The sequence below is a fragment of the Malaciobacter sp. genome, assembly GCF_055140965.1.
Map to the genome: position 1 here is coordinate 42,204 of NZ_JBSRRO010000021.1, position 12,576 is coordinate 54,779.

The 12,576-nt window shown below is 28.5% G+C and carries 10 protein-coding genes; 6 read left to right on the plus strand and 4 right to left on the minus strand.

Annotation, left to right across the window (positions count from 1 at the left end):
* Positions 1-98: 98 nt before the first annotated feature.
* Positions 99-2,132, plus strand: a complete 2,034-nt coding sequence (locus ACTCCZ_RS07675) for a methyl-accepting chemotaxis protein (RefSeq protein ID WP_463187238.1) — start codon at positions 99-101, stop codon at positions 2,130-2,132.
* A 37-nt stretch (positions 2,133-2,169) separates the two neighbouring features.
* On the opposite strand, the gene ACTCCZ_RS07680 is transcribed toward ACTCCZ_RS07675, so the two are convergent.
* From ACTCCZ_RS07680 to ACTCCZ_RS07690, 3 genes are all read right to left on the minus strand, one after another.
* Positions 2,170-3,984, minus strand: coding sequence for a methyl-accepting chemotaxis protein (locus ACTCCZ_RS07680; protein ID WP_463187239.1), 1,815 nt, complete (start codon positions 3,982-3,984; stop codon positions 2,170-2,172).
* Between the two features lie 143 nt (positions 3,985-4,127).
* Complete coding sequence (locus tag ACTCCZ_RS07685; protein ID WP_079577510.1) at positions 4,128-5,012, minus strand: cation diffusion facilitator family transporter; 885 nt, start codon at positions 5,010-5,012, stop codon at positions 4,128-4,130.
* Positions 5,009-6,184, minus strand: coding sequence for a pyridoxal phosphate-dependent aminotransferase (locus tag ACTCCZ_RS07690; protein WP_079577511.1), 1,176 nt, complete (start codon positions 6,182-6,184; stop codon positions 5,009-5,011). Before ACTCCZ_RS07690 ends, ACTCCZ_RS07685 begins: the two co-directional genes overlap by 4 nt.
* Before the next feature lie 93 nt (positions 6,185-6,277).
* Here ACTCCZ_RS07690 and ACTCCZ_RS07695 point away from each other — a divergent pair, with 93 nt between their 5' ends.
* A complete protein-coding gene (locus ACTCCZ_RS07695) occupies positions 6,278-6,865 on the plus strand; it encodes a M48 family metallopeptidase (RefSeq protein WP_079577512.1) in 588 nt (195 codons plus the stop codon).
* On the opposite strand, the gene ACTCCZ_RS07700 is transcribed toward ACTCCZ_RS07695, so the two are convergent.
* A complete protein-coding gene (locus ACTCCZ_RS07700) occupies positions 6,849-7,265 on the minus strand; it encodes a DciA family protein (RefSeq protein ID WP_079577513.1) in 417 nt (138 codons plus the stop codon). The two genes, ACTCCZ_RS07695 and ACTCCZ_RS07700, sit on opposite strands and share 17 nt — an antisense overlap.
* Positions 7,266-7,360: 95 nt before the next feature.
* On the opposite strand from ACTCCZ_RS07700, the gene nadB reads away from it, so the two are divergent.
* From nadB to guaA, 4 genes are all read left to right on the plus strand, one after another.
* On the plus strand, positions 7,361-8,818 hold the full coding sequence (nadB, locus tag ACTCCZ_RS07705) for an L-aspartate oxidase (RefSeq protein ID WP_079577514.1): 1,458 nt from the start codon (positions 7,361-7,363) through the stop codon (positions 8,816-8,818).
* A 52-nt stretch (positions 8,819-8,870) separates the two neighbouring features.
* The gene (nhaD, locus tag ACTCCZ_RS07710; RefSeq protein ID WP_079577515.1) at positions 8,871-10,253 is read left to right on the plus strand and encodes a sodium:proton antiporter NhaD; all 1,383 of its coding nucleotides are present in this window, start codon (positions 8,871-8,873) and stop codon (positions 10,251-10,253) included.
* A gap of 71 nt (positions 10,254-10,324) precedes the next feature.
* Positions 10,325-10,513 carry a hypothetical protein gene (locus ACTCCZ_RS07715; protein WP_079577516.1) on the plus strand — a complete coding sequence of 63 codons (189 nt, stop codon included), beginning with the start codon at positions 10,325-10,327 and terminating at the stop codon, positions 10,511-10,513.
* A 110-nt stretch (positions 10,514-10,623) separates the two neighbouring features.
* Positions 10,624-12,159 (plus strand): glutamine-hydrolyzing GMP synthase, encoded by a 1,536-nt coding sequence (gene guaA, locus ACTCCZ_RS07720; protein WP_079577517.1) that lies wholly within the window; start codon positions 10,624-10,626, stop codon positions 12,157-12,159.
* The last annotated feature ends 417 nt before the right edge of the window (positions 12,160-12,576 follow it).

Consider the following 12,576-nt stretch of genomic DNA (forward strand, 5'->3'; position numbering starts at 1 on the left):
GTATGCTTCCAACCTTTTAAAAAATTATTTTTTAACTTATTGTTTTGTTTTATAAAAAATATTATAATAAAGTGAAATTGTTATGGCAAAGGATAAGTATGGGAAGACGGGGACTTAAAACTAAAGTATTAGCGATTGTATCAATTTGTATTATAGTTGCTTTTACTTTTTTGGCATATGATAGTGCAAGTAGTGAGTATAATTCACAATATAATAGTATTAAACAAAGAGAGTTGCAATTAGCTTCTGATAGTTCAAAATATATTCAGAGTTTTTTTCAAGCAAAAGTTGATATTGTAAATGCATTAGCGCAAGAATTACCTTCATTTAATATCTCTCATGAAAATAAAGAAGTTATTGATAAATTAAATTTGGCAATAAAAGCTGGTAAGTTTTATGATGTGTATTTAGGGATGAAAACTGATGGTAGATTAATACAATCAGATGGAACAATTTTAAGTATTGAAAAAGATGACTATGATTCAAGAACAAGACCTTGGTATAAACAAGCTGTTAAAGACAAAAAAGCAGGAATTTCTAAACCATATATTGATGTAACAACAAAAAAATTAGTTGTTACTGTTTATACACCATTTATCAAAAATGGAGAAGTTCTTGGTGTAATAGGTTCTGATATTTTTATAGATACAATTGTTGAATCAGTATTAAATATAAAATTAAAAAACACAGGTTTTGGTTATTTAGTTCATGATGATGGTACATTATTAATTCATAAAAATAAAGATTTAGTAAATAAACAAAGTGAAGTTTTCAAACAGATAAAAAAAGAGGGTGAAAAAACTGCTTTTTATGAAGCTACTTTAAAAAATAGAGATTTATTAGCTGCATATAGCAGTATTGAATCAACTGGTTGGAATTTTGTAATACAGTTAGACAAAGATGAAATTTTTGATGAGATAATTTCAAGTATTACAAAAGAGATTATCTTGTATGTAATTTTACTTGCAATTATTTTATCTATTTTGTTATTTACACTAATTAAGCTACTTTCTCCTTTACAAACCTTAGAAGATGGCTTGAATTTCTTTTTTAAATACTTAAAAGGTGAAGAAAAAGAGATAAAAGTTTTAGATATAAAAAGCAATGATGAGTTTGAAAGTATGGCTTCTACACTAAATGAAGAGATGAATCAAGTTGCAAAAAGTTTTGAAGAAGATAAAATACTTATTGAAGAAGTAAAAACAGTTGTAAATTATATAAATGAAGGTAAGCTTGATGTATTAGTGAAAAAATCTACATCAAATAAATCATTAAATGAGTTAAAAGATATTTTAAATGAGATGATAAAAACTATTAACGCAAATGTAAATAGTGACATCAATCCAATTTTAAATGTTTTAGAAGAGTACTCAAAACTGAACTTTGTAAATATGATAAAAAATCCTGATGGAAAAGTATCTAAAGGATTGAACAATTTATGTGAAATCATAAATGAAATGTTAAGAGAGAATAAAGACAATGGTCAAAATCTAGAAAAAAGTTCAAAAACATTGCTTTATAATGTAGATATACTAAATAAAGCTTCAAATGATACAGCAGTTTCACTTGAAGAAACAGCAGCAGCAGTTGAAGAGATTACAAGTACAATTATCAATAACACAAATAGAATAGGGGATATGTCAGAACACTCAAATGATTTACTTAATTCTATTAATCAAGGTAATAAATTAGCAAACTCAACTGCTAAATCAATGGATGATATCAATGAACAAACACAATCAATTGCAGAAGCAATTACAGTTATTGATCAAATAGCATTCCAAACAAATATTCTTTCACTTAATGCAGCAGTTGAAGCAGCAACAGCAGGTGAAAGTGGAAAAGGCTTTGCAGTTGATGAAGGTAAAGCTATCTCTTCTGAAATGATAGAGGGATATAAATCTTTAAATGAGAATATAAATAAAACTACAGAAGCCATTAAAGATATTTCTGATGCTTCAAAAGAGCAAAAAATTAGTATTGAGCAGATTAATGATGTAATTACTAGACTTGATCAACAAACACAAAAAAATGCTTCTGTTGCTAGTGAAACTCATAATATTGCAGTAAATACAGCTACAATTGCTAGTGAAATTTTAAGTGCTGTTAATGAGAAAAAATTTAAGGAGTAATCTATTGAATAAAGAAGAGGCTTCTCTTCTTTATTTTTTAGTCGAACTTTTTATCTTGAAGATTTAATACTATCTCTTTTGAAATATTATCATTATTTGTTGCTATCTCTTTTGTTTGTGCTGCTATTGATGCATTTTTTTGAGTTTGCTTATCTAAAAGATTAATTGCATCATTGATTTGAGAGATACTATTTTCTTGCTCTTGTGAAGCAGTTGCGATATCTTTTATTGTTTTAGTTGTCTTATCGATGTTTTCTAATAATTTTTCATACCCCTCAATCATCTTATCACTTGTTTGTTTTCCTGTAGTTGCTTTTAATGTTGCATTCTCAACTATCTTTTTTATCTCTTTAGCAGCTTGTGCACTTCTGTTTGCAAGGTTTCTAACTTCAGCTGCAACAACTGCAAAGCCTTTTCCACTTTCACCTGCTGTTGCTGCTTCAACTGCTGCATTAAGTGAAAGAATATTTGTTTGGAATGCTATTTGATCAATAGATGTATTCTTTGCTAAGCTTTGACCCTCTTTTGCTGAGCTATCAACTTGTAAAGATAGTTGTGTCATATTTACTACATTGTTTGAGTTACTTTTTACACTTTGTGTAATCTCATCTAATGATGCTGAAGTTTGTTCAAGTGAAGCTGCTGCTTCATTTGAACTAATATTTAACTCATTTACATTTTCTATAAGTAAGCTTGATGATTTATCTAGTGTTTTACCCACTTGCAATGACTGTTTTAATAAGTTTGATATTATATCACCAAGTTCATTTATAGCAATAGAAACTTTCTCTTTTGCATTTGGAAATCTTACTGTAAAGTCATGCTCTTTATAGCTTTTTAGAACATTTAAAAGTAAAGGAATATCTCTTGCAACATTTATCTCTAATTCTGTTTGCATTTTTGTTAATATATTTTTTAGCTCTTGCAATGAGTCTGTACTTGTATTTGCTTCAATCTTAGAACAAAGGTTACCTTCTCCAATATCTTTTGCAAATCTTGCTATATCTTTTACAAAAAGTTCATCTTGTTTTATAGATTTTTCAGTTTTTTGAATATTGTGATTTATGATTTTTGCCATTTGCCCTAACTCATCTTTTGAATCAAGATCAATTAAGTTTGTATTAGGCTTTTGTTTATTTATAAAGCTAAAGAAATCTTCTAAGCCATTTTGTACTTTTTGAACTGATTTTATTAATTGACTTGAAATTAAATATGCAATTAAAATACCTAAAAATAAAGCAATAACTAAAATAGTAATCATTGTATATGAAAAACTACTTGCTACTTCTCTTGCCTTTGGAGTTGCGATTTGGTTTTTATTTTCTTGATAATCAATAAATTCATTAATTACTTTAAGCCAGTTTGTAAAATTGTCTTTTGCTTCAAAAAGAAGTATATCTTTTGCTTTTTGATTATCTCCTTTTTGTTTTAATTTTATTATTTTATCAACTAGTGGAAGAGTAGATTTTTCTATATTTTTTATTTTTGAAAGAATTATTTTTTCTTCAGAATCTACATTTAGTCCTTCTTGAAATATCTTATCTAATGGTTTTGCAGATTTTATATAAAACTTCTCTAATCTTTTTATATCTTCAAGTGATTTTTCAAATAATAAATCTTGACTATTTTGTGCTAAAACTAAATCTCTTATTGCAATAGCTCTATCATGAACACTACCTCTGAAATTTATAGCATATCTTTGTTTTACTGAATTTACTTCAACTACTTCATTTAGTGTTTCATCAATAAATTTAACTTTTATTATTCCAATTGAAGAAATCAAAATAATAATCAAAAGCATAAAAGCAAATCCTGTGTATAGTTTTTTAGAAATAGTAATATCTTTAAACATAATTTCTCCTATAATTTAAAAATTTTCTAAAGAAAATTTTTTTCCTTTATGGTATATGAATTATACTTAAAAGATATATAAAAAATTAATCTATATTTGACTTGGAAGTTTTATTTGATAAACTTAATAGATGTTTATTTTAGTTATTTTTCTTTATTTACTTGTGAGTCATCATATGGATCCATATGGATATTTATAACCCAATCTCTTTTTTCATCAAGTTTTTTTATTTGTTCTTCAATTTTATCAGAGGTTCTATGTGCATCCATTAGAGTAATTAAACAATCAAAGACTAAGTGTACTTCAACAAAGGTTTGACTCCCTGCTTCTCTTGTTTTTAATAAATGATATGTATTTACTTTTTGAGTTGTTCTGATTATATTTTCTATACTTTTTACTATTTCATCATCAACTGCTCTATCAAGAAGTATTAAAACTCCATCTTTTATTAGTTCAAAAGCTGAATATATAATAAAAAGTGCTATACATCCACCAACAATAGCATCAACTATTTCATAACCTGTAAGATTTACTAAAACTAGTGATACTAATACAGCAACATTTGTATATACATCAGTTTTGTAGTGTAAAGCATCTGCTTTTATTACCATATTGTTTGTTTTTTTTGCTACAAAATTTAAATATAGAACCAATGATATTGTAATTATAAGTGAAATAATCATAACAGTTAGTGATATATTTAAATATTGTGAAACTTCATTTGTATATGCTTTTTTTATTGCTTGATAAAGTAAAAATATACCAGATAAGGTGATAATTGTACCCTCAATTACAGAAGCTAAGGCTTCAATCTTTCCTCTTCCATAATTAAATGTTTTATCAGCAGGTTTTTCAGCATTTGAAATAGCAAAATAATTAAATATTGATACAAACATATCTAAAACAGAATCAACAGCAGAAGCTAAAACAGCAACTGAACCACTTGTAATACCAATAATTAATTTGATTAGTGTTAAAAGAGCAGCTACGCTTGAAGATACAAGCGTAGCTTTTTTTTGAAGTGTCATTTTATACCTTTTTCGATAAATTTTTTGATTCTTTTTATACCTTTTTCTATACTTTCTAAATCAGTAGCAAAAGAGAATCTAAAGTATCCCTCTGCTCCAAAAGCAAGTCCAGGAACTACTGCAACACCTTCTTCTTCAAGAAGTTGTTCACAGAATTTTATAGAATTATCTGTTACTTCTTTGATATTAACAAATAAATAAAATGAACCTTTAGGTACAACACATGATACACCTTTTATTGCATTAAAAGCTTTTACTGCAATATCTCTTCTTTTTTCAAATTTTGCTCTCATGATAGCAATACTTTTATCAGCTTTACCCTCAAGTGCAGGGATAGCTGCATATTGTGTCATAGTATTAACATTTGATGTTACTTGACCTTGAAATTTTATCATTGCTTTAACTATTTTTATTTTAGGTGTTGCAATATATCCAAATCTCCATCCAGTCATAGCAACAGCTTTACTTAGTCCATTTATAGTAACTGTTCTTTCAAACATATCTTCACTTACTTGTGCAGCAGCAGTAAACTCACTACCATCATAAATGATTTTTTCATACATTTCATCTGATAATACAATTATATCAGTTCCCTCAAGTACTTTTCCTATCTCTTCTAACTCTTTTTTAGAATAAACAGCACCAGTTGGGTTTGATGGTGAATTTAAAAGTAATGCTTTTGTTTTTGATGTAATTGCTTTTTTTAATTGCTCAGCAGTAATTTTAAATTTTGTTGAATCATCAGTTTCAATAAATACAGGAACTCCATCAGAAAATTTAACTTGTTCTGGATAAGTTACCCAACAAGGAGCTGGAATAATTACTTCATCACCTTTACTAATTAGTGATTGAAAAAGATTAAATAGTGAATGCTTCGCTCCATTACTAATAACAATATGCTCTAATTTATACTCAAGACCATGGTCTCTTTTTAGCTTGTTTATTATTGCTTGTTTAGTCTCTGTGATACCCTCAACAGACGTGTATTTCGTCTTTCCATCATTTATAGCTTTTATAGCAGCTTTTTTAATAATATCTGGAGTATCAAAATCAGGTTCCCCTGCACTAAAACTTAAAATGTCTCTACCTTGTGCTTTTAGTTCTCTCCCTAAAGCAGTAATAGCCATTGTAACTGACGGAGATAATTTCTCCATTCTCTGGGCAATTTTCATTAGCTTTTTTCCTCTAAATAATTTTCATTATGTTAATATTATACGGGTAATATAATAAAAAAGATTTTATCGAATACTAGCTTAAGGAAGCGTTTGGAATTTAAAATTAAAGTTAACAATAAGCCAATAACAGTTAAATTAGAAAAAAGAGTTGGCATGAAACACTGTTATTTACGAATTTTAAGTAGTGAAGTGTTACAAATTAGAGCAAATAGATACTTTAGCATAGATGATGCAAAAAATCTAATAGAAAAAAAGTTAAATTGGATAGAAAAAAATATTGAAAGATTATCCTTAAATAGACTAGATGAAGATGAATTTTATTATTTAGGAGTAAAACATAAAAATCTTGATAGTAGAGATTTAAATAGTTTTTATAAAGAAGAAGCAAAAAGATTAATTCCACCTATTGTTGAAAAGTATTCAAATGAAATGAATCTTTTCCCTACATTGATTAAATATAGAAAAAATAAGAGAACATGGGGCTCATGCAATTATAAAAACGAAATTAATTTCAATATATTACTTGTAAAATTTCCCCTTGAAGTAATAGAGTATATAGTAATTCATGAATTAGCACATATTAAACATAAAAATCATTCTAGAAATTTTTGGGATTTTGTGAAAGTTTATTGTGAAGATTATAAAAGAAGAGAAGAGTTACTTAAGAGCTTTTTATAAGCTCTCTTATCTCTTCAAATATTCTATGAAGTTTTGGGTCTTTTATGCTGTTTCTAAATATACCATAAGACCTTTCATCATACTTTTCATATATAATATTTTCTTCTTGCTTTTTTTCTCTTTTATTTGTTACAAAAAATTTTATATCATTAATATTGGTCATATGCGCACTACTTAATAGTGAATTTATTAAAGCTTTGTTATACTCGAATTCCATTTTATAAACAGGATGAGTTAATACAAAGTATAAGGTTTCATTTTTTATGTAAGTAAACTTTATACCCTTTTTTAGTTTCAAAGGTAATACACTAATTAACCTTTGCATAGCTTCATTGGTATTGATTTTCCTGAATTCAGGATTTTGTTTAAGATGATTAAGAATTGTAGAAACTTTTTTCATATTGCTATTATAGCAGTTTTTTTATTAGCTTTAAATGGATGCGGATATAAAGCCAATCCCGTTTATGATGATAATAAAATAGAAGCTAAAAAATAATGCAAGTATATGACTATTTAATTATAGGTTCTGGTGTTGCTGGATTAAATGCAGCAAGGTTAATTCCAAAAGATAAAAAAGTATTACTAGTATGTAAAAAATCCCCTTGGGATTGTAATACTTTTTGGGCTCAAGGTGGAGTAGCCACAGCCGTTGATGATAAAGATATCCCCCTTCATATCAAAGATACTTTAACAGCAGGTGTTAATTATAATGATAAAAATGCTGTTGAAATACTTAGTAAGAACTCATTGAGCGCAATACATGATTTAATTGATGCTGGTTTGAAGTTTGACTTAAATTCTAAAGGAGAGTTAGCTTTTACTAAAGAAGCAGCTCACTCTAGAAGTAGAATTTTACATGCAGATGGTGATGCTACTGGTAGAATGATACATATGTTTTTAATTGAGCAGTTTGCTCATGAAATACTAACAGAAGCTGTTGTTTCTGATTTATTAATAGAAAATGATGTCTGTTATGGGGCACAATTTTTTATAAATGAAACAGAAGAGAAAGTTGTATATGCACACAATACAATCATTGCAAGTGGTGGTGTTGGTTCTTTGTATAAATATCATACTAACTCAACTACAATTGCAGGAGAAGTACAAGGTATTTGTTTAGAAAAAGGTATACAATTAAAAGATATGGAAATGATACAGTTTCATCCAACTGTTGTAAAAGGTACACATTTTGCTAGAAAGCCACTTTTAAGTGAAGCTTTAAGAGGAGAGGGTGCACATATTGTAGATGAAGATGGAAAAAGATTCGTCTTTGATTATCATGAAGATGGTGAGCTAGCTCCAAGAGATGTAGTTAGCCGTGCTATATTTGATTATGCTAAAAAAAATAGAAAAAAAGTATTTTTATCATTTGAAAACTTTGAAAAAGAGTTCTTTATAAAAAGATTTCCAAACATTTATGCAAACTTAAAAGACATAGGTTTTGAGTTACCTTTTGAAAGAGTTCCAATTTCACCTGCTTTTCATTATACTATGGGCGGAATTCCTACTGATTCAAATGCAAAAATAACTAACATGAAAAACCTTTATGTAGTAGGTGAAGCAGCTTGTACAGGAGTTCATGGAGCAAATAGACTTGCTTCAAACTCTTTATTGGAGGGTATTGTATTTTCAAAAATTGCCGTTGAACACAGTTTGAAAAATAATTTTAAAATATCATATAAAGATTATAATAAAAAGATATTATCTTACACAAGAAATAATCAAATTGATAAAGATATTAAAAATTCACTAAGAAAACTTATGTGGGAAAATGCTGCAATTGTAAGAAAACAGAGTAATTTAGAATATGCTTTAAGTGAAGTTCAAAAGTTTTTACAACAAGATGTTGGAAGACTTTTAAGATTGAGGTTATTAACTGCACAATCAATACTTCAAGCAGCTGTGAATAGAAAAGAGTCTTTAGGGGCTCACTTTTTAGAAGAAGATAAATAATAAGTTTATAATAAAACTATAAAATTAAATTATATAACATCGAGGAGAATTAATGTTAAAGATTATGTTATCAATGATATTTTGTTCATTAGCTGCATTTGCATCAAGTTCAGCTAGTACAACACAAATACCTGATTTAACAATGACATGGATTGGGTTTGCATCACTAATAATATTTGTGATTGGATATTATTTTGTTGCAGCAGAAGAGAAGTATCATATTGATAAGGCAAAACCTGCTTTATTTATAGGGACTTTTATTTTTATTTTAATTGCTATTTATTATGCACTTAATGATTTAAATATGGACTTGGTTCATACACAAGCGCAACACTTGATTTTAGAAATCGCAGAGATTTTCTTTTTCTTATTTGTTGCAATGACTTATATTGAATCTTTGATTCATATGAATGTATTTGATAGATTAAAATATAACTTAGTTTCAAAAGGTTTTACTTATAGAAAACTTTTTTGGGCTACTGGTTTTATCGCATTTTTCTTATCTCCAATTGCAGATAACTTAACAACTGCATTGATCTTATCAACTGTATTAATTACTATTGAAAAAAATAGAAAAGACTTTTTGGTTCCTGGTGCAATAAATATTGTAGTTGCAGCAAATGCTGGTGGTGCTTGGTCTCCTTTTGGTGATATTACTACACTTATGGCATGGACAGCAAAAAAAGGTGCATTTTCTGATTTCTTATTTTTATTTCCGTCTGCAATTGTTGGTTATTTAATAACTGCATTTTTATTATCTAGATTTGTTCCAAATGAAGTTCCAGCTTTTGATGCTACAAAAGAGAAAAGACCTGAACTTGGTGATGGTGCAAAAACAATAATGGGACTTGGAATATTTACAATTGTTTGTGCTGTAATATCGCATCAAGTATTACATTTACCTGCTATGTGGGGTATGATGTTTGGTCTTGCTTTATTAAAAGTATATTCTTATGGACTTAATAGAAAATATGGAAAAGATCACTTTAATATTTTTGACTCAATTGCAAAAATTGAAAATAACACACTGTTATTTTTCTTTGGTATTTTAGCAGCTGTTGGAGGATTGTATTTCTTAGGATGGTTAGCCTTAGCAGCAGTTGTTTATGATCCATCAGTATTAGGACCAACATGGTCAAATATTGGTGTTGGGTTCTTATCTGCAATTGTTGATAATATTCCAGTAATGTCAGCTGTATTAAAAGCTAGTCCAGAGATGGGACTTGATCAATGGATGCTAGTAACATTAACAGCTGGTATTGGTGGTTCTATGATTTCATTTGGTAGTGCTGCTGGTGTTGGTGTTATGGGAAAATTACATGGGATTTATACATTTGGATCTCATATGAAATATGCTTGGACAATTGTATTGGGATATTTTGCTTCTATTGGAGTATGGTATTTACAATATCAAGTTTTAGGAATAGGGCATTAGATTATTTTGATAAAACAAAAAAAGCCACTAAGTTTTTCTTAGTGGCTTTTTTTATATACAAAGGTTTGTTTATGTTTGGATGGCTATTTAATAAAAAAAAGAATAAAAAAATAAAAAGAACTAATACTTTTGTATGTAAGCATTGTAAATATAGTTGTGAAACTTGTGATACAAAATTTTGTTATTCTTGCTATAGTGATAAAGGAAATCCTTGTCCAAAGTGTGGGAAAACAAATCTTCAAGAAAAAGAAAATTCTTAAACTATTTTATGATTAACTAAAAATTTACTACTTTTTAGCTATCATAACAACTAAAATAAAAAGTAATATTAATCACTCCAAGTGTTAAAATCAATTAAGGAAAATAATATATGAAACATGTACCAATTGTTGTATTGGATTTTGGTAGTCAATATACTCAAATCATTGCTAGAAAACTAAGAGAGTCTGGAGTATATAGTGAAATTGTTCCATTTAATGAAAATATCGAAGATATTAAGGCTAGAACTCCTAAAGGAATAATTTTAAGTGGTGGACCAGCATCTGTTTATGGTAAAGATGCTTATCATCCAGATGAAGAGATTTTTAATTTAGGTCTTCCTATTTTAGGTATTTGTTATGGAATGCAGTTAATTTCTCAACATTTTGGAGGAAGTGTAATTCCAGCAGATCATCACGAATATGGAAAAGCGCAACTGAAATTTGAAAAAGAGAGTGATATCTTCAAAGATACAACTGATGGTCAAATAGTTTGGATGTCACATGGAGATAGAGTAGAAAAAATTCCAGAAGGATTTGAAAAAATCGCAACTAGTGAAAACTCTCCATATGCAGCTATTGCAGATATGAATAGACTTGTATATGCATTTCAATTTCATCCTGAAGTATATCACTCAAAAGAGGGTGCAAAACTACTTAAGAACTTTGCAAAACATATATGTGGTTGTGACTCTACTTGGAATATGGGATCTTTTGCAAAAGAGCAAATTAAAAAGATTCAAGATAAAGTAGGAGATAAAAAAGTACTTTGTGGTGTAAGTGGAGGAGTTGATTCTTCTGTTGTTGCAACACTTTTAGCAGAAGCTATAGGAGATCAGCTTATTCCTGTGTTTGTTGATCATGGACTTTTAAGAGCCAATGAAAGAGAACAAGTAGAAGCTATGTTTAGTACAAGAGGAATTGACTTAATCACAGTTGATGCAACTGATGTTTTCTTGAAAAAACTTGAGGGTGTAACTGATCCTGAAACAAAAAGAAAAGTAATCGGTGAAACTTTTATTGAAGTATTTGACCAAGAAGCAAAAAAACATGATGGAATAGAGTTTTTAGCACAAGGTACACTTTATACAGATGTAATTGAATCAGTATCAGTTAAAGGACCATCAAAAACAATCAAATCTCACCACAATGTTGGTGGACTTCCAGATTGGATGACATTTGAACTAATTGAACCTTTAAGAGAAATCTTTAAAGATGAAGTTAGAGTATTAGGATTAGAACTTGGACTTCCAAAAGATATGATTGGAAGACATCCATTTCCTGGGCCAGGACTTGCTATTAGAATTATGGGTGATGTAAATAAACCTGATTTAGAGATATTAAGAAAAGCAGATGTTATTATGCTAGATGTTTTAAGATCATCAGGATATTATGACAAAACATGGCAAGCATTTACAGTTTTACTAAATGTAAAATCAGTAGGTGTTATGGGTGATAATAGAACTTATGACAATACTGTTTGTGTAAGAATAGTAGAAGCAACAGATGGAATGACAGCAACATTTGCACATATTCCACATGATATCTTAGAAACAATTTCTAGAAGAATCATCAACGAAGTTGATGGAATTAACAGAGTTGTTTATGATATTTCATCTAAACCACCTGCAACTATTGAGTGGGAATAAAAGCGAATAGCTTTTATTCATCTTGTACTAGATTTAGATTTGAGGTACTTTTAGTACATCTTCATCTAAATCTAGCACAATCTAAACAAAATCTATCGCTTTATTTGAAAATAAAGCTGATACTGCGTCAGATAATAAAATCAGCTCAATCGTTGATTTTTTCTCTTCCTTGTCTGAAGCTAAAATATACAGCTTTATTCGGCTTTCTAATACTTATTAAAAATCCAATGGGCTTCTTATTTCATTTTTATTTAACTAAATGGGCAGAGAAAATATTAAATGGTACTAAAAAATGCAAAGGTCAATATCCTACTTTCTCGCATTTGAGAAGCCAAGTGTTTATTTATTGTTTCGGAGAAGTTTTGTAACTGTTTGAGCATAATAAATATGCTGGGAGCATATTTTTATGTAAGTTTT